Raw genomic sequence first — 22,332 nt, forward strand, 5'->3', positions numbered from 1 at the left:
ACGAACAGACATGCAGAACAGAATTGCCGCCGTCAGAATCGCTGTCGTCACCGGCTCCACCAGCGGCATCGGTCTGGCGACGGTGCGCGAGCTTGCCGGCCGGGGCTGCGACGTGATGGTCAACGGCTTCGGCGACCGCGCGGAGATCGACCGCAACTGCGCCGAGATCGCCGAGCGCAGCGGCAGCCGGATCGTCTATTCCGCCGCCGACCTCAGCCGGCCGGAGGAGGCCCGCGCCATGATGGCCGAGGCCGCCCGCCTGCTGGGGCCGGTCGACATCCTGGTGAACAATGCCGGCATCCAGCATGTCGCCGCGCTGGACGAATTCCCCGACGACAAGTGGGATCTGCTGCTGGCGGTCAACCTCAGCGCCGCCTTCCACACCATCAAGGCGGCGCTGCCGTCGATGCGGGAGCGGCGCTGGGGGCGCATCGTCAACACCTCGTCGGTGCTGGGCATGGTCGGGGCGCCGCACAAGCCGGCCTATGTCGCCGCCAAGCACGGCATCATCGGCCTGACCAAGTCGGTGTCGATCGAGGTCGCGCCCCACGGCATCACCTGCAACGCGGTCTGCCCCGGCACGGTGCTGACCCCGATCATCGAGCGGCAGATCGCCCAGCAGGCGCAGGTCACCGGATTGCCGGAGGACCGGGTGCTGCAGGCGGTGTTCCTGGAGAAGATGCCGACCGGCCGGCTGATCGCCCCGGAGGAGGTCGCCTCCGCCATCGCCTTCCTGTGCTCCGACGCCGCAGGCTCGATCACCGGAACGGTCCTTCCGGTCGATGGCGGCTATACCACGCACTGATACCGGGCCACTGGCATCCATCCACTGGCATCCACCCACTGGCATCCGCCCCCCGATCCTCCGGGCCGGGGGGCGGGCGTCCCAAACACCAAGAACCGTCCACTTAGGGAGCGAACCATGCGCACACTGCTTCTCGCCGGCGCCGCCCTGGCCGCCCTGGCCTCCGGCACCGCCCAGGCCCAGATGTCCGACAACGTCATCAAGATCGGCATGCTGTCCGACCGCTCCGGCATCTATGCCGACATCAACGGCGAGGGGTCGGCGATCGCCGCCCGCATGGCGGCCGAGGAATTCGGCAATGCCGTCAACGGCACCAAGGTCGAGATCATCGTCGGCGACCACCAGAACAAGGCGGACATCGCCGCCAACCTGGCCCGCCAGTGGATCGACACCGAGAAGGTCGACGTCGTCGGCGACGTGCCGAACTCGGCCGCCGCGCTGGCGGTGCAGGCGATCACGCGGGACAAGAAGCGCCTCTTCCTGATGTCCGGCCCCGGCTCGACCGACCTGACCGGCAAGGAATGCAGCCCCTACGGCTTCCAGTGGACCTGGGACAACCATTCCGTGGCGTCCGCCACCGCCCGCGCGCTGGTCGAGCAGGGCCGCAAGAGCTGGTTCTTCATCACCGCCGACTATGCCTTCGGCCATTCGCTGGAAGCCGAGGCGGTCAACACGGTCAAGCAGCTCGGCGGCACCGTCAAGGGCAGCGTGCGCCATCCGCTGGGCGCGTCCGACTTCTCCTCCTACCTGCTGCAGGCGCAGGCGTCGGGCGCCGAGGTGGTGGCCTTCGCCAATGCCGGCGGCGACACCATCAATGGCGTCAAGCAGGCGGCCGAGTTCGGCATTCCCCAGGGCGGCCAGACGCTTGCCGGCCTGCTGCTGAACGTCAACGACATCCATGCGCTCGGGCTGGAGACCGCGCAGAGCCTGATGTTCGCCAACTCCTTCTACTGGGACATGAACGACGAAACCCGCGCCTGGTCGAAGAAGTTCGAGGAGCGCACCGGGCGCAAGCCGTCGATGAACCAGGCCGGCGTCTATTCGGCGGTCCGGCATTACCTGCAGGCGGTCAAGGAGGCCGGCACCGACGATACCGACAAGGTGGCGGCCAAGATGCGGTCCATGCCGATCACCGACATGATGATGAAGGATGCGAAGATCGCCGCCAACGGCCGGATCTTCAACGACATGTATCTGGCCCAGGTGAAGACGCCGGCCGAATCCAAGTATGCCTGGGACTATTTCAAGATCGTCAAGACGGTTCCCGCCGCGCAGGCCTACATCGACCCGAAGGCCAGCGGCTGCCCGCTGGTCAAGTGACGCTCTGGACGTGACACCCGGTGCCGCCCCAACGGCGGCCCCGGCTTTCCTGCCTCTGCTCTTGCGGGGGGGCACCGGTTTCAATGGCCGCGGCCGTCCCCATCTCTACGGCTCCCGTCCGCGCCACACCGCCGCGGCCGGGATGTGTCATCCGCAGCCGGCAGGGAAGGGAACGATGAGCAACCTCAGCAAAGTCCTCGGCGTCATCATGGCCAATGGGCTCGGCGGCCACACCGGCCGGGGGCCGGCCTTCGCCGCCGCGATGCCCCTGCTCCTCGGCAAGAAGGGCAGGAAGAAGATGAAGGGCCAGTATGGCCACGGCTATGGCATGCCCCATGCCGCGGCCGGCGGCTCGGGGCTGCTGCAGAAGGCGGGCCTCGCCTCGCTCGCCTATCTCGCCTACCGGGCCTACCAGGACAGCCGGACGCCGGCCGCTCCGGGCCATCGCCCATTGGGGCAGCCATCGGGACCGGCTCCGGCTCCGTCGGCGGGCGGGCCGCTGGGGGGCATCCTCGACCGGCTGGGTCTCGGCGGTGCGCTGGGGGGTGCGCTGGGCGGCGGTGCAGGGGGAGGCAAAATGGGCGGCACGGTGGGCGGCGCGCTGGGCGGCATATTGGGCGGAGCGGCAGGGAAGGCCGGCGGCGGCGGCCTCGGCGACCGTCTGGCAGGCGTGCTGCGCGGCGGCCCGCCGGAACCGGATCTCGGCGATGCCAAGGCGCTGCTGCTGATCCGCGCCATGATCGCGGCGGCCAATGCCGACGGCCGCATCTCGCCCGACGAGCAGCGGCGGATTCTCGACAGCCTCGACGCTGCCCAGGCCGAGCCGGAGGACCGCCGCATCGTCGAGGCCGAACTGCGGGCGCCGCGGCCGCTTGACGAGATCGTCCGCGACGTCCACGACCCCGAGACGGCCGAACAGGTCTATCTGGCCTCCGAACTTGCGGTGCGCGGCGGCAGCGAGGTCGACCGACAGTATCTTGCCTATCTCGCCTCCCGGCTCGGCCTGTCCGAGGACCGCCGCCGCGAGATCGATTCGATGGTCTGACCGGCCCGGCCCGGTCGATGGTCTGACCGGCCCCGCCCGGTGCCCGCGCCGTCGGCCGATGGACTGCGCGGGCGCACTGCCGTAGCGTGGGAGGATCGGCCGGCCGCGACCGCGCCGCCCTTCCAGCAAAAGAGACCGTGATGGCCGACCGCTGCCAAGCCCGCGCCGTGTTCTCCGACCTCCACCGGGACGGCTGCTTCGTCATCCCCAACCCGTGGGATGCCGGCAGCGCGCTGATGCTGGAAAATCTCGGCTTCCGCGCCCTGGCCACCACCTCGGCGGGGTTCGCCTTCTCGCGCGGGCTTCCCGATGCCGATTGGGCGGTGCCGTGCGCGGACATGCTGTCCCACATCGCCGACATCGTCCGGGCGACCGCTCTGCCGGTGAACGCCGATTTCGAATCCGGCTATGCCCATGACCTCGACGGGCTGGCCCGCAATGTGCGGCTCTGCGCCGACACCGGCGTCGCCGGCCTGTCGGTGGAGGATGCCACCGGCGATCCATCGAAGCCGCTGTATGATTTCACTCACGCCGTCGAGCGCATCGCCGCGGCGGCGGAGGCGCTGCGCGGCACCGGCGTCCTGCTGACCGCCCGCTGCGAAGCCCTGCTGGTCGATCACCCGGCGGCCGTCGAGGAGGTGATGCGCCGGCTGCCGGCCTATGCGGCGGCGGGCGCCGACGTCCTCTACGCGCCGGGCCTGCGCACGCCGGACATCATCGAGGCGGCGGTCGCTGCGGTGGGGCCCAAGCCGCTCAACCTGCTGGTCTCCGCGCCGATCGGCCTGACGGTGGAGCAGATCGCCGGATTGGGCGTGCGGCGGATCAGCCTTGGCAGCGCACTCAGCCGCGCGGCGTGGGGCGGTTTCCTGCGGGCGGCGCGGATGCTGGCCGACCACGGACGTTTCGACGCCCTTGCCGAGGCCGAGCCGTTCGACGCCCTCAACGGGTTCTTCCGGACGCACGGCCGGAGTCCCGGTTGAGCGGGGCGGACATCGCTCCGGTCCGCGGAAGCGGCCTTCAGGCTGAAACCCTCATGAAGTCGATAAAAGCCCTTACGGATGCAGGCATGTGCGTCCGTTCCGAGTAGTAGAGATGAAAACCCGGGAAAACTCTGCACAAGGGTTCCAATACCCGGACAAGTTTTCCATTTTCAAGGAACGGCATTACGAAATCTTCAATCAGGTAGGCCAGCCCAAGCCCTTCGCACGCTGCCGCCAAAAGAAGATCCGTATCATTGGCAGTCAGCACATTCTCGACATCGATATCGATCGCACCATCGACGTCGGCGAACCGCCATGGGTACAGAACTCCGGTATCTTTCCATTTGTAGGTAAGGCACATGTGGTCTTTCAGATCGGCCAGGATTTCGGGCCGCCGCCGGCCGGCGAAATAGGACGGGGAGCCGACAACGGCCATCCGAAGATCGGGCGTGATGCGAACCGCGACCATATCGCGACTGATTTGACCGCCGATGCGGACACCGGCATCGAAGCCCTGCGCAACCACATCCGTAATGTCGTTGTCGATCGCCAGATCCAGGCGGATCTCCGGGTAGGTGGATCGGAACCGCGCCAGTCTGGGCAGGATGGCGATCCGTGCCGCGATGCTCGGCAGGTTGACCCGCACCACGCCTTTTGGCGTTTCCTGATAGGCTCCGACCGCCAGAACGGCCTCGTCCATGCCCGTCATCATCGGCGTGATGCGATCGTAGAGAACACGCCCCGCTTCCGTCAGTCCGACACTCCGGGTTGTCCGGTTGAGAAGGCGCACGCCGAGGCGGCTTTCAAGGGATCGGACTGTGCGGCTCAGCGCGGACGGGGACATCGCGAGCCGCCTGGCAGCGCGCCCGAACGCCCGCTCCTCGCAGACGGTGACGAATGCCTTCAACTGCGTGAATTCCGTTCCATTCATTATGGCGGTCCAATGCAATACTTCATGCCGGATAGGTACCATATACAGGCATAATCGCGAGCTGCATAGTCCTCCCGATGACACGCAGGGGATGGAGCTGCAAATGACGACGATGAAACGCTGGGAAATCGATGCGATAGGCAAGCAGAGCCTCAGGCTGAACGATGTCGGGATCCCCCGGCCCGGCCTGCGGGAGGTTCTGGTAAGGGTCAATGCGGTGGCTCTGAACTATCGCGACAAGATGGTCGTCGAGACCGGCCGCGGGCTGCCGCTGACATTCCCTTTCACGCCCGGCTCCGACCTTGCCGGCGAAGTGGTGGCGCTCGGCGAAGGCGCAAGCCGCTTCGGATTGGGCATGAAGGTCATCTCCACGCCGACCCCGGACTGGATCGACGGGTTGCGTGCCGGTACCGCCCGCACGCCTGCCTATCAAACCCTGGGCGGCTTTTATCCGGGTGTGCTTGCCGAGTATGTCGCCATGCCGGAGGAGTGGTTCGCCCCGTCGCCGGAAACGCTCGAGCCCTGGCAGGCCTGCACGCTTCCGGTCGCCGGCCTCACGGCCTGGTTTGCGCTTGTCGAGCGGGCCGGGGTACAGGCGGGCGACACGGTGCTGATCCCCAGCACGGGCGGGGTCGCGCTTTTCGGACTGCAGATCGCCAAGGCCAACGGTGCCAGGGTGATCGTCTGCGGCCAGCCTGAATACGAGGCACGCGCGAAGGCGCTCGGCGCGGATCATTTCATCGACGCCGGCAGCGACTGGGCGGAAGCCGTCTACACGCTCACCTCGGAGCGCGGCGCGGATATCGTGCTGGAGGTCATCGGCGGCAAGCATCTCGGCCGGTCCGTGCAGGTCACGGCGGTGGGTGGCCGTGTCTGTCAGATCGGTGCGCTCGACGGCTGGGACATCCAGGCACCCGCAATGCCCCTGATGCTCAAGGACATCACGATCCATGGGATCGGAACCGGCAGCAGAAGGGCTCTGGAGCGGCTGGTCCGTGCGGTCGATCGAACGGGCATCAAGCCGGTCGTCGACTCCCGCTATCCGCTCGCCGACCTTCCTGCCGCGTTCGACCGTCTGGACCGGGGACCGTTCGGCAAGATCGTCATCGACGTCATGCCATAGACTGCGCCGCGGCCCGGCTTGCGGGATGAGGTCCGGCGCCTGCTGCCCCGCCGGATCTCATCCCGCAAGCCCCGCCTCCGGAATCCGCATCCCGATTGATCCAGGTCAAAGGCGGTCGCAGCGCTGTGTACTAGTATACTAGTACACACCAAGCCACCAGCGGCGAACCGGCCGCACGCTCCCGGCGGATCGGTCCAAGGCGGACCAGCCCAGAGCGGGCAATTCAGGAGCCCAGCGCCATGAACATCAAGAAGCGCATCGACCGCATCCCCGGCGGGATGATGATCGTTCCCCTGTTCCTCGGGGCGTGCCTCAACACCTTCGCACCCACCACCGGCAAGTTCTTCGGGTCCTTCACCAACGGGCTGATCACCGGCACGCTGCCGATCCTGTCGGTCTGGTTCTTCTGCATCGGCGCCAGCATCAGCCTGAAGGCCACCCCGCTGGTGCTGCGCAAGAGCGGCGTCCTGGTCTCGGTCAAGATCATCACCGCCGCGCTGGCGGGCGTCGTCGCCTCCTGGTTCATCCCGACCGAGGGCATCACCTCGGGCTTCCTCACCGGCCTGTCGGTGCTGGCGATCATCGCCGCGATGAACGACACCAACGGCGGCATGTACATGGCGCTGATGCAGCAGTACGGCACCAAGGAGGAGGCCGGCGCCTTCTGCCTGATGTGCCTGGAATCCGGCCCCTTCATGACCATGGTCACGCTGGGCATCGCCGGTCTGGCCGTCTTCCCGTGGCAGACCATGGTCGGTGCGCTGCTGCCCTTCGTCATCGGCTTCGCGCTCGGCAACCTCGACAAGGATCTGCGTGCCTTCTTCACCCAGGGCGTCGGGGTCATGGTTCCCTTCTTCGCCTTCGCACTCGGCAACAACCTGAACTTCACCACGATCCTGAACACCGGCCTGCTCGGCATCGTGCTCGGCGTCGGCGTCATCATCGTCACCGGCACCACGCTGGTCCTGGCCGACATCTTCCTCGCCAAGGGCAACGGCACCGCCGGCATCGGCGCCGCCTCCACCGCCGGGGCCGCCGTCACCGTCCCGCCGATCATCGCCTCGATCGAGCCGTCCTTCGCCCCGAGTGCCCCGGCCGCCACCGCCCTTGTCGCCACCAGCGTCGTCGTCACCGCCTTGCTGACCCCGCCGCTGACCGCCTGGTGGGCCCGCCGCTTCGGCGTGCTGTCGCCCCGCTACCTGGCCGCCGAGGCCGCCAAGGCCGGCAACCCGGTTCCCACCCAGGCCGTCGCCGCCGAATGAAGGCCGAGTGACAAGCATCCCGGCCCCGGCACCCTCCCACGCGAGGGAGGCCGGGGCCGGCCCGATTTCAACCGGGCGCCCGCGCCAGCCGCGCCGCCTGTCCCACGAGGACCGCCGCCATGAAAATCTCCACCCGCTACGACACCCATCCGGCCGACGCGCGCGGCTACGACACCCAGACGCTGCGCGACCGCTTCCTGATCGAATCGATCTTCCAGCCCGACGACATCGTCCTGACCTACAGCCATGTCGACCGCGTCGTCGCCGGCGGCGCCATGCCGGTGTCCGCCCCGCTCGCCCTGGTGTCGGCCAAGGAGATCGGCAGCGACACGTTCCTGGAGCGGCGCGAGCTCGGCCTGTTCAACGTCGGCGGCGCCGGTCGCGTCACCGTCGACGGCACGGTCTACGACCTCGACACCCGCGACGCGCTCTATGTCGCCATGGGCAGCGTCGACGTCCGCTTCGAGAGCCTGGACCCTGCCAACCCGGCCAAATTCTATCTGGTCAGCACCCCCGCCCATGCCCGGTTCGAGACGATGAAGATCTCGGCTGCCCAGGCCAAGACCCGCAATCTCGGCGAGACGGCGACCGGCAACAAGCGGACCCTCTACCAGATGATCCACCCCGACGTGGTGCGCACCGCGCAGCTGGTCATGGGGCTGACCATGCTGGAAAACGGCAACATGTGGAACAGCATGCCCTGCCACACCCACGAGCGGCGCTGCGAGGTCTATTTCTACTTCGACCTGCCGGAGAGCGCGCGGCTGTTCCACGTCATGGGCGAGCCGACCGAGACCCGCCACATCATGGTCGCCAACGAGCAGGCGGTGATCTCGCCCTCCTGGTCGATCCATTGCGGCGTCGGCACCCACAACTATTCGTTCATCTGGGCGATGGGCGGCGACAACCAGACCTTCGACGACATGGACCAGGTCGCCCTGGCCGACATGCGCTGAACCGGAGACGCGGATCATGAGCATTTCATTCGACCTGACCGGCAAGGTGGCGCTGGTCACCGGCGCCAACACCGGCATCGGCCAGGGCATCGCCGTGGCGCTGGCCACTGCCGGCGCCGACATCGCCGCCGTCGACGTCGTGTCGCTCGACGAGACCAAGTCCCTCGTCGAGGCGACCGGCCGCCGGTTCCACGCCATCCACGCCGACCTGACCAGCATCGCCCCGGTGGCGGGCCTCGTCGAGGAGACGGTGGGCACGCTCGGCCAGCTCGACATCCTGGTCAACAATGCCGGGACCATCCGCCGTGCCGACGCCGTCGACTTCAGCGAAGCCGACTGGGATCTGGTGATGAACCTCAACATCAAGACGGTGTTCTTCCTCTGCCAGGCCTTCGGCCGCTATGCCATCGGCCAGGGCCGCAAGGGCAAGATCGTCAACATCGCCTCGATGCTGTCCTTCCAGGGCGGCATCCGCGTGCCGTCATACACCGCGTCCAAGAGCGGCGTCGCCGGCATCACCAGGCTGCTGGCCTGCGAATGGGCGTCGAAGGGCATCAACGTCAACGCCATCGCGCCGGGCTACGTCGCCACCAACAACACCGCGGCACTGCGCGCCGACGAGAACCGCAGCGCCGAGATCCTCGGCCGCATCCCGGCCGGGCGCTGGAGCCTGCCGTCGGACATCGGCGGCCCGGCGGTGTTCCTGTCCTCCGACGCCGCCGACTACATCCACGGCACCATCCTGCCGGTCGACGGCGGCTGGCTGGCCCGCTGAGCATTTGAAGCGGCGACGAACACCCTCTCCCGGGGCGGGAGAGGGTGTTCGTCGCCGGCTGCTATCGCATTGCTTTAGATCCTCCCGCCACCGCCAGCGCCATATGGCTGGCGTGCAGCCCGTCGATGATCGCCTGCCCGCGCTCCAGCAGATAGGCGCGCAGTTGCGCATGCACCGGCAGCAGCGGCAGGCTGCGGCGGTGGGCGACGTACCAGGACCGCATCAGCGGCAGCCCCTCCACCGTCAGTTCGCACAGCATCCCCAGCGCCAGCTCCAGGTCCACGGTGTGGCGCGACAGCAGGGCGATGCCGATCCCGGCCATCACCGCCTGCTTGATCGTCTCGTTGCTGCTCGACGTCATGACGATGCGCGGGGTGAAGCCGCGGCCCTGGAAATAGGCGTCGGTCAGCGCCCGCGTCCCGGCCCCTTCCTCCCGCGCGATGAAGCCGCAGTCCGCAAGGTCGGACAGCCGCAGCCCCGCAGCACCGGCCAGTGGATGTCCGGGCGCGCAGATGATGACGCTGGGATGCCGCGCGAAGGGCTCGCCCAGCAGTTCATCCTCGTCCAGCGGCCGGCCCATGATGGCGAGGTCGACCTCACCCTTCGCGACCATCGCGTTCACCTCGCGCCGGTTGCCGTCGCGCAGATGGATCGATACACCCGGCCGTTCCTCGCGGAAGCGCGAGATCATGTGCGGCGCGATGTATTTGGCCGTGCTGACCAGCCCGATGGTGACGTTGCCGCCGGTGACGCCCTTCAGCGCCAGCATCCGCCGGTCGGCATTGTCCAGCGCCTGGAGGATCAGCGTCGCATGTTCCAGCAGGTCGCGCCCGGCCTCGGTCAGCACGACGCCCCGGCCGACCCGCTCGAACAGCGGGAAGCCGCAATGCCCCTCCACCTGCTTGATCTGGAACGAGACCGCGCCCGGAGTCAGGCCGAACCGCTCGGCGACGCGGGCGAAGGACAGGCTCCGGGCGGCGGCGGTGAAGATCTGGAGCTGGCGCAGCGTGGCGTGGTGGATGGTCATCTGCAGCCTCCGTCGCAGCCCCGATTGGCGAGGAATCCCTGTCCATAATCTGCTGTATATTTGAATTTTCCTCAATAGTACGTGCGTCTAGCATTTGCCGGAACGAACCGAACGGCTCCGGCGAGGTGAAGACGATGAACTACGTATCGACGGTTCCCCCCAGCGAGGCGGTCGTCAGCGATCCCAAGGCCCGCTACCGGCCCGGCGTGCTGAAATACCGCCAGATGGGCTATTGGCAGCCCGACTACGAACCGAAGGACACCGACATCCTGGCCCTGTTCCGCATCACGCCGCAGGACGGCGTCGATCCGGAGGAGGCGGCGGCGGCGGTGGCCGGCGAAAGCTCGACCGCCACCTGGACCGTGGTCTGGACCGACCGGCTGACCGACTGCGAGCGCTACCGCGCCAAGGCCTACCGCGTCGATCCGGTGCCCGGCGCCCCCGGCCAGTATTTCGCCTCCATCGCCTACGAGCTCGACCTGTTCGAGGAGGGCTCGATCGCCAACCTTACCGCGTCGATCATCGGCAACGTCTTCGGCTTCAAGCCGCTGAAGGGGCTGCGGCTGGAGGACATGCGCATCCCGGTCGCCTATCTGAAGACCTTCCAGGGACCGGCCACCGGCATCGTGGTCGAGCGCGAGCGGCTGAACAGCTTCGGCCGGCCGCTGCTCGGCGCCACCATGAAGCCCAAGCTGGGGCTGTCCGGCCGCAACTACGGCCGGGTGGTGTACGAGGCGCTGAAGGGCGGGCTCGACTTCACCAAGGACGACGAGAACATCAATTCCCAGCCCTTCATGCATTGGCGCGACCGCTTCCTCTACTGCATGGAGGGGGTGAACCGCGCGATTGCCGAGACCGGCGAGATCAAGGGCACCTACCTGAACGTCACCGCCGCCACCATGGAGGACATGTACGAGCGTGCCGAGTTCGCTCGCGATCTCGGCAGCGTCATCATCATGATCGATCTGGTGATCGGCTACACCGCCATCCAGTCGATGGCGAAATGGGCGCGGCGCAACGACATGATCCTGCATTTGCACCGTGCCGGCCATTCCACCTACACCCGGCAGAAGAGCCATGGCGTCTCCTTCCGCGTCATCGCCAAATGGATGCGCATGGCCGGCGTCGACCACATCCATGCCGGCACCGTCGTCGGCAAGCTGGAGGGCGACCCCAACGTCATCCGCGGCATCTACGACACCTGCCGCGAGACCCATGTCCCGCAGAATCTCCAGCACGGAATCTTCTTCGACCAGCCCTGGGCCGGGCTGAAGCGGATGATGCCGGTGGCGTCCGGCGGCATCCATGCCGGGCAGATGCACCAGCTGCTGACCTATCTGGGCGAGGATGTCGTCCTCCAGTTCGGCGGCGGCACCATCGGCCATCCCGACGGCATCCAGGCCGGGGCGGTCGCCAACCGCGTCGCGCTGGAGGTGATGGTCAAGGCCCGCAACGAGGGCCGCGACATCTGGAACGAGGGGCCGGAGATCCTGCGCGACGCCGCCCGCTGGTGTGCCCCGCTGCGCGCCGCACTCGACACCTGGAAGGACGTCACCTTCGACTATGCCTCGACCGACAGCGTCGATTACGTCCCCACCCCAACCGCGGCGATGTGAAGGAGCAAGCCCGATGCGATCGACACCCATGCGGCTTACCCAGGGCCAGTTCTCCTTCCTGCCCGACCTGACGGTGGGCGAGATCACCGCGCAGGTCCAATATGCCCTCGACCAGGGTTGGGCGGTGGCGGTGGAGTTCACCGACGACCCGCACCCGCGCAACAGCTATTGGACGATGTGGGGCAACCCGATGTTCGACCTGCGCGACGCCAAGGGCGTGACGATGGAGATCGACGCCTGCCGCACCGCCCATCCCGACCACTACGTCAAGGTGCTGGCCTTCGACGGCTCGGAGGGGTTCGAGACGGTGCGCATGTCCTTCCTGGTCAACCGCCCGGCGGTCGAGCCCGGTTTCGAGCTGCTGCGCGCCGAGGGGCCGGGCCGGCGCATCGGCTACACGGTGCGCAGCTACGCCACCGGCCGCCCGGCGGGGGAGCGCTATGGTACGGGGACCGGTCATGGCGGCTGAGCCCGGAACCGCCGCCCTCCTCGAACGCACCCCTGACACCGCCGAACCCTCCATCGACCTCGACGCGCTCTACCGCCAGTCCGGCATCGGTGACCTGCTGGCCGGGATGGACCGCGAGCTGGTCGGGCTGGTCCCGGTGAAGACCCGCATCCGCGAGATCGCCGCCCTGCTGCTGGTCGAGCGCGCCCGCCGCAGCATCGGCCTCAGGGCGGAGCCGCCGTCGCTGCACATGTGCTTCACCGGCAATCCCGGCACCGGCAAGACCAGCGTCGCCCGCCGGATGGCCGGGCTGCTGCACGGGCTCGGCTATATCCGCCGCGACCATGTGGTCGGCGTCACCCGCGACGATCTGGTCGGCCAGTATATCGGCCACACCGCGCCCAAGACCAAGGAGGTGCTGAAGCGCGCCATGGGCGGCGTGCTGTTCATCGACGAGGCCTATTACCTCTACCGGCCGGAAAACGAGCGCGACTATGGCCAGGAGGCCATCGAAATCCTGCTCCAGGTGATGGAGGACAACCGCGACGACCTCGTGGTGATCCTCGCCGGCTACCGCGACCGCATGGAGGTGTTCTTCCGCTCCAATCCCGGCATGGCGTCGCGCATCGCCCACCATGTCGACTTTCCGGATTACGAGGCGGCGGAACTGCTGGAGATCGCCCGGCTGATGGCGGCCGGCATGCAGTACCGCATGGCGCCGGAGGCCGAACGGGCGATGTCCGACTACATCGCCCGCCGCATGGCCCAGCCGCGCTTCGCCAACGCCCGCTCGATCCGCAATGCGCTGGACCGCGCCCGGCTGCGCCAGGCCAACCGCCTGTTCGAGGCGCGCGGGGCCGCCATCGCCGCCGCCGATCTTCAGACCATCGCCGAGGAGGACATCCGCAAAAGCCGCGTCTTCACGCAATAGGCCGGCACGAATCCGGCCGCACAAAACGACGAGAGAGGGGGAACCGATGCCGCACCGCCGAACGACCTTCAGCAAATTCATCATCGAGGACCAGCGCCGCCGCGGCGGCCCGGACACCGACCTGACCGCCCTGCTCAACGACGTGCAGACCGCCTGCAAGTTCATCGCCAGCGCCGCCGCGCGCGGCTCGCTGAAGCCGCCGGCCGGCCAGCCCGCCATCCCGGTCCCCGAGCCGGGGGTCAACGTCCATGGCGAGACGCAGAAGCCGCTCGACCTGATCGCCAACGAGATCATGCTGCGCACCTGCGAATATGGCGGCAAGCTCTGCGGCATGGCGTCGGAGGAGATGGACGAGCCCTACCGCATCCCGCGCGAATACCCGCGCGGCCGCTACCTGCTGGCCTTCGACCCGCTGGACGGCTCGTCCAACGTCGACGTCAACCTGACGGTCGGCACCATCTTCTCGATCCTGCGGGCTCCCGACGGCATCGAGGAGCCGGAGGTGGAACATTTCCTCCAGCCCGGCACCCAGCAGGTGGCGGCCGGATTCGCCCTCTACGGCCCGGCCGACATGATCGTCGTCACGCTCGGCGACGGCGTCCACGGCTTCACGCTCGACCGCGAGATCGGCGCCTACACCCTGACCAATCCCGACATGCGCATCCCCGACCATGTCTGCGAGTTCGCCATCAACAGCTCCAACGCCCGCTTCTGGGAGCCGCCGGTGCGCTTCTATGTCGAGGAGTGCGTCAAGGGCAGTTCCGGCCCGCGCGAGGCCGACTTCAACATGCGCTGGATCGCCTCGCTGGTGGCGGAGGTCTACCGCATCCTGATCCGCGGCGGCGTCTTCCTCTATCCGCGCGACGCCCGCCCGACCCACAAGCCGGGCCGCCTGCGCCTGCTCTACGAGGCCAACCCCATCGCCATGCTGGTGGAGCAGGCGGGCGGCGCGGCCAGCACCGGCCGGCAGCGCATCCTCGACATCCAGCCGCTGGCCCTGCACCAGCGGGTGCCGGTGATCCTCGGATCCAAGGCGGAGGTGGAACGGCTGGTCGCCTACCATGCCGCCTACGACCGCGGCGAGGATCTGAGCTTCAAATCGCCGCTGTTCGGCACCCGGTCGCTGTTCCTGGCGCCCGAAACCGCCCCGCTCGGCTGAGGAGACCGCCCCCATGTCGGCCCGTCATCCGATCATCGTCGTCACCGGCTCCTCCGGGGCAGGGACGACCACCGTCACCCGCACCTTCCAGCAGATCTTCCGGCGCGAGGGCGTCGCCGCCGCCATCGTCGAGGGCGACAGCTTCCACCGCTACGACCGCCGGGAGATGCGCGCCAGGGTCGCCGAGGCCCAGGCGGATCCCCAGTCCAGCTTCAGCCATTTCGGTCCCGACGCCAATTTGTTCGAGGAGTTGGACGATTTGTTCCGCAGCTATGGCGAGACCGGCGGCGGCCGGACCCGCAAATACCTGCACGACGCCAAGGAGGCCGAGCCCTACGGCCAGGAGCCCGGCACCTTCACCCCCTGGGAGGAGATCGAGCCCGGCACCGACCTGCTGTTCTACGAGGGGCTGCACGGCTGCGTGCGGACCGAGCGCGTCGACCTGTCCCGCCATGCCGACCTGAAGATCGGCGTCGTCCCCATCGTCAACCTGGAATGGATCCAGAAGATCCACCGCGACCGCAACATGCGCGGCTATTCGGAGGAGGCGATCGTCGACACCATTCTGCGGCGCATGCCCGATTACGTGAAATACATCTGCCCGCAGTTCAGCAGCACCGACGTCAATTTCCAGCGGGTGCCGACGGTGGACACCAGCAATCCCTTCATCGCCCGCGACATCCCGACCTCGGACGAGAGCATGCTGGTCATCCGCTTCGCCCGGCCCAAGGGCATCGACTTCCCCTATCTGCTGTCGATGCTGAAGGAAAGCTTCATGACCCGGCCCAACACCATCGTCTGTCCCGGCGACAAGATGGCGCTGGCGATGCAGCTGATCTTCACCCCGATGATCTGGCAACTCGCCGACCGCAAGAAGAAGGCGTTCTGAACCGGGCGCAGGACCTCCCACCACTCCCTCTCCCGCCCCGGGAGAGGGAAAGCCTGCGTTCCGAAATCGCGTGCATCGGGCAGCACCGCCCCATCGCCCCTCCTCTTCAAAAGAAAACCGGCCGCACCTCAGCCCGCCTGTACCGCCGGAAAAAACCCACCGGGAAGGACACCGACCATGGATGCCTCCGTCACCACGGCCGCGCCGCCGGCCACTCTCCCCACCCCCGACTCCAACCGCCCCATCGGACGCCGCCTGCTGGCCGACGCGCTGCGCATGCTCGCCGTCGACGCGGTGGAGGCGGCGAAGTCCGGCCATCCCGGCATGCCGATGGGCATGGCCGACATCGCCGAGGCGCTGTGGCGGCGCCATCTGCGCCACAACCCGGCCAACCCGTCCTGGCCGGACCGCGACCGCTTCGTGCTGTCGAACGGCCACGGCTCCATGCTGCTCTACGGCCTGCTGCACCTCACCGGCTACGACCTGCCGATGGACGAGCTGCGCCGCTTCCGCCAACTCGGCTCGCGCACGCCCGGCCATCCCGAACATGGGCTGACGCCGGGGGTGGAGACGACCACCGGGCCGCTGGGGCAGGGGATCGCCAACGCCGTCGGCATGGCGCTGGCCGAACGGCAGCTGGCGGCGGAGTTCAACCGGCCGGGGCACCGGATCGTCGATCACCGGACCTTCTGCTTCGTCGGCGACGGTTGCCTGATGGAGGGGATCAGCCACGAGGCCTGTTCGCTGGCCGGCACGCTCGGGCTGGAAAAGCTGGTGCTGTTCTACGACGACAACGGCATCTCCATCGACGGCGCCGTCTCCGGCTGGTTCGCCGATGACACGCCGCGGCGGTTCGAGGCCTATGGCTGGCGGGTGATCCGCGGCGTCGACGGCCACGACATCCACGCGCTGGACGGCGCCATCGCCGGGGCGCTGGAGCCCTGCGGCCGGCCGACCCTGGTCTGCTGCCGGACGGAGATCGGCCACGGCTCCCCCGCCATGGCCGGGACGCCCGAGGCGCACGGCGCCCCGCTCGGCGCCGCCGAGGTGGCGGCGACCAGGGCCGCGCTCGGCTGGACGGCGCCGCCCTTCGACATGCCGCCGGAGGTGCGCGCCGCCTGGGACGCCCGCGGGCGCGGCGCCGCCGCCGAGGCCGAGTGGCAGGCCGGCTTCGATGCCTATGCCGCCGCCCATCCGCAGCTTGCGGCCGAGTTCCTGCGCCGCCTGCGCGGCGACCTGCCGGACGGCTTCGCCGCCGCGGCCGATGCCTGGATCGCGGCCGTCGCCGACCGGGCGGAGCCGATGGCGACGCGCAAGGCGTCGCAGCAGGCGATAGCGGCGCTGGCCGGCCTGCTGCCCGAACTGCTCGGCGGCTCGGCCGACCTGACCGGCTCCACCCTCACCGACTGGCCGGGAAGCGGCGGGCGCCATCTCCATTACGGGGTGCGGGAGTTCGCCATGGCGGCGCTCATGAACGGCATGGCGCTGCATGGCGGCCTCATTCCCTTCGGCGGCACGTTCCTGGTCTTCTCCGACTATGCCCGCAACGGCCTGCGGCTGTCGGCGCTGATGGGGCTGCGGGTGATCCACGTCTTCACCCATGACGGCATCGGGCTGGGCGAGGACGGCCCGACCCACCAGCCGGTCGAACAGGCGGCCAGCCTGCGGCTGATCCCCAACCTCGACGTCTGGCGCCCCTGCGACGCACTGGAGACCGCCGTCGCGTGGCGTGCCGCGGTGGAGCGGACCGGCGGCCCCTCCGCCCTGCTGCTGTCGCGCCAGGGCCTGCCGGCGCAGTCCGGTGCGACCCGCGCCCGCGATGCGGCCCGCGGCGGTTATGTGCTGGCCGATGACGGCGATCCCCGTCTTGTGCTGATCGCCACCGGGTCGGAGGTGCAGATCGCCATCGAGGCCCGGCGCCTGCTCGCCGGCCGCGGCATCGCCGCCCGCGTCGTCTCCATGCCCTGCTGCGAGGTCTTCGCGCGCCAGGATACGGACTGGCGCCGCGCCGTGCTGCCCGACGGCGTTCCCCGGCTGGCGGTGGAGGCCGGGGCCACCGGCCTGTGGCGTGCCCATGTCGGGCTGGAGGGCGACGTTGTCGGCCTCGACCGCTTCGGCGAGTCCGCCCCGGCCGGCGATCTCTACCGCCATTTCGGCATCACCGCCGAGGCGGTGGCGGAGCGCGCGCAACGGCTCCGCTCCCCTACCTGACCCCTCCCGACCCCTCGCCCCCGAACCCGGAGTCCCCCGCGATGGCGCTCATCTCCCTGCGACAGCTCCTCGACCATGCCGCCGGGCATGGCTACGGCGTGCCGGCCTTCAACATCAACAACATGGAACAGATCCAGGCGATCATGCAGGCGGCGGACGACTGCGCCAGCCCGGTGATCCTCCAGGCCTCCGCCGGGGCGCGGAAATATGCCGGCGAGCCCTTCCTGCGCCACATGGTCCAGGCGGCGGTGGAGATGTGGCCGCACATCCCCGTCTGCCTGCACCAGGACCATGGCGCCAGCCCGGCGGTCTGCCAGCAGGCGATCCGCTCCGGCTTCACCAGCGTGATGATGGACGGCTCGCTGCTGGAGGACATGAAGACGCCGGCCGGCTACGACTACAATGTCCGCATCACCCGCCAGGTGGTCGAGCAGGCCCACGCCGTCGGCGTGTCGGTTGAGGGGGAGCTCGGCTGCCTCGGCTCGCTGGAGACCGGGCGGGCGGGGGAGGAGGACGGCTCCGGCGCCGCCGGCACGTTGTCGCGCGAACAGCTGCTGACCGACCCGGAGCAGGCGGCCGATTTCGTCGGGCGGACCGGCGTCGACGCGCTCGCCATCGCCATCGGCACCAGCCACGGCGCCTACAAGTTCAGCCGCCGCCCGACCGGCGAGGTGCTGGCCATCGACCGCATCCGCGCCATCCATGCCCGCATCCCCGACACCCATCTGGTGATGCACGGCTCGTCCTCCGTGCCGCAGGAGTGGCTGGAGATCATCCGCGCCCATGGCGGCAGCATCCGCGAAACCTATGGCGTCCCGGTCGAGGAGATCCGCGAGGGCATCCGCAACGGCGTGCGCAAGGTCAACATCGACACCGACATCCGCCTCGCCATGAGCGGCAGCCTGCGCCGCGCGACGATGACGCGCCCCGAGGAGTTCGACCCGCGCAAGTTCCTGGCCGAGGCGACCGCGGCGGCCCGCGCCCTCTGCCGCGAGCGCTTCGAGGCGTTCGGCTCGGCCGGGCAGGCGGACCGGATCGCGCCGCTGCCGCTGGAGCGCATGGCCGCCCGCGCCTCCGCCCCCACCGCGTCGGCCGTCATCGCCTTCGCCGCGCTGGAGCGGCGCTCCCCGGCCGGGGCCGCGCCGCCGGGCCACTGACCGCCCGCCAACAAGGCGCGCAGGCCGGCGCCCCCAGGCCGGCGCCCTAAGGCCGGCGCCCTCAGGCCGGTGTCGGGCCGATGCCGCGCTGCTGGGCGGCGTCGAGCAGGCTGACCAGCTCGCCCGACACCCACCAGCGGCATTTGCGCCGTTCCTCGGTCGCGACGGTGACCACGCGCTCGATCAGCCGGTTTTCCCCGCCGTTCAGTTCGCGCCCGTCGCGCAGCGCGCTCTCGACGATGGCGAGCAGGGTCTTGTCGATGGCCGTCACCTCGATGGGATAGCCGGTCTCCTCCGCCAGCTCGCACAGCCGCGCCATCGCCGGCAGCGCATCGTCCCGGCCATAGACGCCGATCTGCCGGAACAGCGCGGCCAGATGCTCGCCGATGGCCGGCAGCCACGGGTTGGAGGACGCTGCGATGCCGCGGCGGCGCAGGCGGTGGTTGAAGCTGTTGATGAAGCGCACCGGCTCGATCAGCGGCTGCGCCGAGGCGGTGGCGTTCAGCGTCAGCAGCCGGTGGCTCAGCACCGGCACCACCTCGCCCTCCACCAGCCCGGTGGTGCGCCCGACCGCGGTGGACACCGCCGCCCAGTTGCGGCCGCCGCGTTCGATGCCGAATCCCTGCAGCGCGTCGTACCAGCGGAAGGCGCGCTCCGCCAGCCGCTCGGCCGTCTCGCCGGCGGTCAGCTGCGGCGGGGCGGGGCGGCCGAGATGCAGATCCTCCAGCTTCTGGCGCAGGCCCTGCCAGGCGAACTGCGCATGGCCGACCGCCGCCTCGGCCAGCGACGAGTTGGGGAACAGCCCGTAGAGCGCCAGCGCCTGGTCGGGATCGCGCGACGCGTTGACCAGCGACAGGGCGTAGAGCTGGGCGCCGTCCGCTTCGCCGCCGCTGCCGATCATCCCGGAGACGCTGTGCAGGATGCCGATGGTGTCGCGCGGGCGCACCGTGCCCTTCCACAGGGCGGCATGCTCCAGCATCGCGTCCAGCATCGCCAGGTCGCCCATCGACAGCGGCGCCACCCCGCCCATCCTCCCGTTGCCCAGCCCGCGCTTGCGCAGCAGCGTCGCCCGCTCGGCGTTGGCGGTCGCCAGCAGCGGGCCGGCCGCGCCGCGCCGGCGCAGGACCGCCAGCGAGCCGGCGCGCAGCTCCTCCGCCCAGTCCGCCGCGGCGGGGGAGGCGAGCACGGCGTCCAGCGGATGTTCGCTTGCCCGCGCGGCGATGTCGGCCTGGACGCGCCCGGCCAGCTCGCGCAGGTGCGGCAGCAGGGCGAACCACCAGGCGCCGGCATCGACCACATGCATGCAGCCGGGTGGCCGCGCCTCGGCCAGCATCAGCGCGTCGGTGCGCAGCATCACCGGGTCGAACCAGCCGGTCCATATGCGGCGGGCATGTTCGGTGCGCGGGCCGTTCAGCATGGCGACGATCAGCCGCCCGACCTCGATGGTCATCTGGTCGTCTTCCAGATGGCCGGCCTGCACCAGCTCGAACAGCTTGGATTTCTGCGCCCGGTCCAGCGGAGCCAGGATCGCCTTGACCTTGTCGAGGCTGTCGGCGGCCGGATCGGGCGCGCTGATCTGCAAGGAGGCGCCCTGTATGGTGGTGCTGCGGTTGGGGCGGCCGGCCATGGCGTTCACGGGGCGTTCATGGGGCGATCGGGTGCGCTGCTTAATCAGGCGCAATTTTACGGACTGGCATTCATTATTGCTACTGATATGTCGTAACAGATTCTGTCGAGCTGAATCAAACCACGGCCGGATGCTTGGTGGGATGCCCGGCCGTACGCCGTGTCATGCGCAAGATTCGATCAGGCTCATGCCGCGAAGCGTAACTTTGATCGCGGCTCCGCCCCACCCCATGAATATGGGCTTCACATGTATGTCGAATGCTGACTAAATTTAACTCATTTAAACGCTAAATCGTACCTTCACAGCTGCAAGCTGCCGGCCCATTATCTGGACAGGCAACGCGTCCACCATCACAGGCGCCCCGATGATCTCCCAGCAACTCGCCGCCACCGCACCCAGGTTGTTTCCCGCCATGACCGAATCCGGATCGTGCAAGGCCGAACGGGCCATGGATGAGTTCGTCGCCCGTCTGGCTGCAGCCGGCCTGCCGGATGACGAACGCGCCCAGGCCTACGAAGCGGCGCTCAAGCGGCTGATGGATCACCTGATCCACCGCGAAGGCTGGCTGGCCGAGGAGTTCTCCGGCCTGGCCCGGTCGCTCGGCGCCTTCTGAACGCACGAGGTTCCCGTCCGGCTTTTCCGCTGGCCGCCCGTCCCTTCCCGGACCGGCGGCCTTTTGCGTTCCGGTGCAGGCCTCCACCTCCCCCGTGAAGAAGGCTCCCGTCACCGTTCGTTGAAGCTGTCGGACAGCGCGAAGTAGATCGGCTTCAGCAGATATTCCAGCAGCGACCGCTCGCCGGTGGTCATCTCGACCTGGGTGGTCATGCCGGGCAGCACCGGCTGGCGGACGTCGTCGCGGCCGACATGGTTGCGGCTCAGCCCGATGATCGCCTTGTAGTAGGGGCGGTGCTGCTCGTCGAGGAAGGTCGAGGCGGAGATGCGCAGCAGCGTGCCCGGGATGGCGCCGTAGCGGGCGAAATCGTAGGTCAGCACCTTCACCGTCGCCTCCAGCCCGACATGGAGCTGGCCGACGTCGCGCGGGGTGACATGGGCCTCCACCGTCATCTCGTGGTCGACCGGCACGACCTGCATCAGCACGCCGCCTTCCGGCACCACCGCGCCGACGGTGTTGACGCGCAGGTCCTGCACCAGCCCGCGCACCGGCGACAGCACGGTCAGCCGCTGGGCGCGGTCGTCCAGCTTGGCGCGGGCCTCGCGCAGCTGCGCGATCTCGGCGGTTACGGTGCCCATCTCGGTCACGGCGTCCTGCGACAGCTTGGCCGACTGGTCGAGGATGCGGTTTCCGGCCTCGGTGATCGCCTGCTGGGTGGCGATGATCTGGCCCTCGATCCGCCGCTGCTCGCCCATCAGGCGCGACTGCTCGCGCTGGGTTTCCAGCGACTGCAGCTTGGACGACAGGCCCATCGATTCCAGCTTGTTGCGGATGTCGACCGAGCCGGTGATCAGCGTGATCTGGTCCTTGATGCTGGCGAGCTGGCCTTCGTACAGCGCCAGCTCCGCCTCGCGCTGCGACACCTGGGAGCGCAGCACGGCGATGGCGGTGTCGCGCGCCTGGCGCTGGGTATCGTAGATCAGCTGCTGGTCGGCGACCTGCGCCTCGGCCTGCATCGCCATGGGGGCCGCCATCTGGATGGCGTCGGCCGAGGCGGCATGGGCGAAGTCCGGCTCGCGCCCGGCGGCGAAGGCGCGCAGCCGCTCCGCCCGCAGGTCGAGAGTCAGCAGCCTTGCGCTCATCTGGTCGCGCTCGGCCTGGACCTGCTTGGGGTCGAAGACGACCAGCGGCTGGCCGGCCTCCACCAGGTCGCTGTCCTTGACCAGGATCTGCGCGACGATGCCGCCCTCCAGATGCTGGACGACCTGTGCGTTGCCGGACGGCACCACCTGCCCGGCGGTGACGACCGCCTCCTTGACCGGCATCAGCGTGGCCCAGGCCAGCAGAGCTACCAGCAGCAGGACCAGCACGATGATGGTGGCGCGGACCAGCGACAGCGTCGCATCGTCGGCGCTGAGCGATTTGCCGGTGGGGCGGGCGAGGTCGGAAGCGGCCAT

At 68.9% G+C, this 22,332-nt stretch carries 20 protein-coding genes; 16 read left to right on the plus strand and 4 right to left on the minus strand.

Going from position 1 to position 22,332, the window contains the following annotated elements; all coding sequences use genetic code 11:
- The first annotated feature begins 10 nt into the window (after positions 1-10).
- From ABMY26_RS01590 to ABMY26_RS01605, 4 genes are all read left to right on the plus strand, one after another.
- On the plus strand, positions 11-805 hold the full coding sequence (locus ABMY26_RS01590) for a 3-hydroxybutyrate dehydrogenase (protein WP_372394725.1): 795 nt from the start codon (positions 11-13) through the stop codon (positions 803-805).
- Positions 806-922: 117 nt separating this feature from the next.
- Complete coding sequence (locus ABMY26_RS01595) at positions 923-2,125, plus strand: ABC transporter substrate-binding protein (RefSeq protein WP_372394726.1); 1,203 nt, start codon at positions 923-925, stop codon at positions 2,123-2,125.
- A 175-nt stretch (positions 2,126-2,300) separates the two neighbouring features.
- The gene (locus ABMY26_RS01600) at positions 2,301-3,170 is read left to right on the plus strand and encodes a tellurite resistance TerB family protein (RefSeq protein ID WP_372394727.1); all 870 of its coding nucleotides are present in this window, start codon (positions 2,301-2,303) and stop codon (positions 3,168-3,170) included.
- A 140-nt stretch (positions 3,171-3,310) separates the two neighbouring features.
- Positions 3,311-4,150, plus strand: coding sequence for an oxaloacetate decarboxylase (locus ABMY26_RS01605; RefSeq protein WP_372394728.1), 840 nt, complete (start codon positions 3,311-3,313; stop codon positions 4,148-4,150).
- 37 nt (positions 4,151-4,187) lie between these two features.
- Here ABMY26_RS01605 and ABMY26_RS01610 read toward each other — a convergent pair whose 3' ends face one another.
- Positions 4,188-5,057: a LysR substrate-binding domain-containing protein gene (locus ABMY26_RS01610; protein WP_372394729.1), complete on the minus strand. Its 870-nt coding sequence runs from the start codon at positions 5,055-5,057 to the stop codon at positions 4,188-4,190.
- Between the two features lie 127 nt (positions 5,058-5,184).
- Here ABMY26_RS01610 and ABMY26_RS01615 point away from each other — a divergent pair, with 127 nt between their 5' ends.
- The 4 genes from ABMY26_RS01615 to kduD all read left to right on the plus strand — a co-directional run bounded on the left by ABMY26_RS01615 (position 5,185) and on the right by kduD (position 9,197).
- Positions 5,185-6,204, plus strand: a complete 1,020-nt coding sequence (locus ABMY26_RS01615) for an NAD(P)-dependent alcohol dehydrogenase (RefSeq protein WP_372394730.1) — start codon at positions 5,185-5,187, stop codon at positions 6,202-6,204.
- A gap of 239 nt (positions 6,205-6,443) precedes the next feature.
- Positions 6,444-7,466, plus strand: a complete 1,023-nt coding sequence (kdgT, locus tag ABMY26_RS01620; RefSeq protein ID WP_372394731.1) for a 2-keto-3-deoxygluconate transporter — start codon at positions 6,444-6,446, stop codon at positions 7,464-7,466.
- A gap of 119 nt (positions 7,467-7,585) precedes the next feature.
- Complete coding sequence (kduI, locus tag ABMY26_RS01625) at positions 7,586-8,422, plus strand: 5-dehydro-4-deoxy-D-glucuronate isomerase (protein WP_372394732.1); 837 nt, start codon at positions 7,586-7,588, stop codon at positions 8,420-8,422.
- Between the two features lie 16 nt (positions 8,423-8,438).
- Positions 8,439-9,197 (plus strand): 2-dehydro-3-deoxy-D-gluconate 5-dehydrogenase KduD, encoded by a 759-nt coding sequence (kduD, locus tag ABMY26_RS01630; RefSeq protein WP_372394733.1) that lies wholly within the window; start codon positions 8,439-8,441, stop codon positions 9,195-9,197.
- 61 nt (positions 9,198-9,258) lie between these two features.
- Here kduD and ABMY26_RS01635 read toward each other — a convergent pair whose 3' ends face one another.
- Positions 9,259-10,224, minus strand: a complete 966-nt coding sequence (locus ABMY26_RS01635) for a LysR family transcriptional regulator (RefSeq protein WP_372394734.1) — start codon at positions 10,222-10,224, stop codon at positions 9,259-9,261.
- A gap of 134 nt (positions 10,225-10,358) precedes the next feature.
- Here ABMY26_RS01635 and ABMY26_RS01640 point away from each other — a divergent pair, with 134 nt between their 5' ends.
- From ABMY26_RS01640 to fba, 7 genes are all read left to right on the plus strand, one after another.
- The gene (locus tag ABMY26_RS01640; protein WP_045583128.1) at positions 10,359-11,840 is read left to right on the plus strand and encodes a form I ribulose bisphosphate carboxylase large subunit; all 1,482 of its coding nucleotides are present in this window, start codon (positions 10,359-10,361) and stop codon (positions 11,838-11,840) included.
- A gap of 13 nt (positions 11,841-11,853) precedes the next feature.
- A complete protein-coding gene (locus ABMY26_RS01645; RefSeq protein ID WP_245636895.1) occupies positions 11,854-12,309 on the plus strand; it encodes a ribulose bisphosphate carboxylase small subunit in 456 nt (151 codons plus the stop codon).
- Entirely contained in the window at positions 12,299-13,219 is a 921-nt protein-coding gene (cbbX, locus tag ABMY26_RS01650; RefSeq protein ID WP_372394735.1) for a CbbX protein, read from the plus strand. Before ABMY26_RS01645 ends, cbbX begins: the two co-directional genes overlap by 11 nt.
- Positions 13,220-13,265: 46 nt before the next feature.
- Positions 13,266-14,378 carry a class 1 fructose-bisphosphatase gene (locus tag ABMY26_RS01655; RefSeq protein ID WP_372394736.1) on the plus strand — a complete coding sequence of 371 codons (1,113 nt, stop codon included), beginning with the start codon at positions 13,266-13,268 and terminating at the stop codon, positions 14,376-14,378.
- A gap of 13 nt (positions 14,379-14,391) precedes the next feature.
- Complete coding sequence (locus ABMY26_RS01660; RefSeq protein WP_372394737.1) at positions 14,392-15,267, plus strand: phosphoribulokinase; 876 nt, start codon at positions 14,392-14,394, stop codon at positions 15,265-15,267.
- A gap of 177 nt (positions 15,268-15,444) precedes the next feature.
- Entirely contained in the window at positions 15,445-17,478 is a 2,034-nt protein-coding gene (gene tkt / locus ABMY26_RS01665) for a transketolase (protein WP_372394738.1), read from the plus strand.
- A 41-nt stretch (positions 17,479-17,519) separates the two neighbouring features.
- A complete protein-coding gene (gene fba / locus ABMY26_RS01670) occupies positions 17,520-18,635 on the plus strand; it encodes a class II fructose-bisphosphate aldolase (RefSeq protein WP_372394739.1) in 1,116 nt (371 codons plus the stop codon).
- A 61-nt stretch (positions 18,636-18,696) separates the two neighbouring features.
- On the opposite strand, the gene ABMY26_RS01675 is transcribed toward fba, so the two are convergent.
- Entirely contained in the window at positions 18,697-20,262 is a 1,566-nt protein-coding gene (locus ABMY26_RS01675; RefSeq protein WP_372395108.1) for a hypothetical protein, read from the minus strand.
- A 364-nt stretch (positions 20,263-20,626) separates the two neighbouring features.
- Between ABMY26_RS01675 and ABMY26_RS01680 the strand changes: the two genes are divergently transcribed.
- Positions 20,627-20,875, plus strand: a complete 249-nt coding sequence (locus tag ABMY26_RS01680; RefSeq protein ID WP_372394740.1) for a hypothetical protein — start codon at positions 20,627-20,629, stop codon at positions 20,873-20,875.
- Positions 20,876-20,985: 110 nt separating this feature from the next.
- On the opposite strand, the gene ABMY26_RS01685 is transcribed toward ABMY26_RS01680, so the two are convergent.
- Complete coding sequence (locus ABMY26_RS01685; protein WP_372394741.1) at positions 20,986-22,332, minus strand: HlyD family type I secretion periplasmic adaptor subunit; 1,347 nt, start codon at positions 22,330-22,332, stop codon at positions 20,986-20,988.

It is taken from the genome of Azospirillum sp. HJ39 (genome assembly GCF_041507355.1).
Classification (GTDB): domain Bacteria; phylum Pseudomonadota; class Alphaproteobacteria; order Azospirillales; family Azospirillaceae; genus Azospirillum; species Azospirillum thiophilum.

Bases quoted from the DNA above. Each gene is read 5' to 3' on its own strand.
- kduD (WP_372394733.1), top strand. From the start codon at position 8,439: ATGAGCATTTCATTCGACCTGACCGGCAAGGTGGCGCTGGTCACCGGC.
- ABMY26_RS01595 (WP_372394726.1), top strand. From the start codon at position 923: ATGCGCACACTGCTTCTCGCCGGCGCCGCCCTGGCCGCCCTGGCCTCC.
- ABMY26_RS01680 (WP_372394740.1), top strand. From the start codon at position 20,627: ATGATCTCCCAGCAACTCGCCGCCACCGCACCCAGGTTGTTTCCCGCC.
- ABMY26_RS01635 (WP_372394734.1), bottom strand. From the start codon at position 10,224: ATGACCATCCACCACGCCACGCTGCGCCAGCTCCAGATCTTCACCGCC.
- ABMY26_RS01655 (WP_372394736.1), top strand. From the start codon at position 13,266: ATGCCGCACCGCCGAACGACCTTCAGCAAATTCATCATCGAGGACCAG.
- ABMY26_RS01605 (WP_372394728.1), top strand. From the start codon at position 3,311: ATGGCCGACCGCTGCCAAGCCCGCGCCGTGTTCTCCGACCTCCACCGG.
- ABMY26_RS01660 (WP_372394737.1), top strand. From the start codon at position 14,392: ATGTCGGCCCGTCATCCGATCATCGTCGTCACCGGCTCCTCCGGGGCA.
- ABMY26_RS01615 (WP_372394730.1), top strand. From the start codon at position 5,185: ATGACGACGATGAAACGCTGGGAAATCGATGCGATAGGCAAGCAGAGC.
- ABMY26_RS01640 (WP_045583128.1), top strand. From the start codon at position 10,359: ATGAACTACGTATCGACGGTTCCCCCCAGCGAGGCGGTCGTCAGCGAT.
- fba (WP_372394739.1), top strand. From the start codon at position 17,520: ATGGCGCTCATCTCCCTGCGACAGCTCCTCGACCATGCCGCCGGGCAT.
- ABMY26_RS01675 (WP_372395108.1), bottom strand. From the start codon at position 20,262: ATGGCCGGCCGCCCCAACCGCAGCACCACCATACAGGGCGCCTCCTTG.
- kduI (WP_372394732.1), top strand. From the start codon at position 7,586: ATGAAAATCTCCACCCGCTACGACACCCATCCGGCCGACGCGCGCGGC.
- ABMY26_RS01685 (WP_372394741.1), bottom strand. From the start codon at position 22,332: ATGGCCGCTTCCGACCTCGCCCGCCCCACCGGCAAATCGCTCAGCGCC.
- kdgT (WP_372394731.1), top strand. From the start codon at position 6,444: ATGAACATCAAGAAGCGCATCGACCGCATCCCCGGCGGGATGATGATC.
- ABMY26_RS01590 (WP_372394725.1), top strand. From the start codon at position 11: ATGCAGAACAGAATTGCCGCCGTCAGAATCGCTGTCGTCACCGGCTCC.
- ABMY26_RS01600 (WP_372394727.1), top strand. From the start codon at position 2,301: ATGAGCAACCTCAGCAAAGTCCTCGGCGTCATCATGGCCAATGGGCTC.
- tkt (WP_372394738.1), top strand. From the start codon at position 15,445: ATGGATGCCTCCGTCACCACGGCCGCGCCGCCGGCCACTCTCCCCACC.
- ABMY26_RS01645 (WP_245636895.1), top strand. From the start codon at position 11,854: ATGCGATCGACACCCATGCGGCTTACCCAGGGCCAGTTCTCCTTCCTG.
- cbbX (WP_372394735.1), top strand. From the start codon at position 12,299: ATGGCGGCTGAGCCCGGAACCGCCGCCCTCCTCGAACGCACCCCTGAC.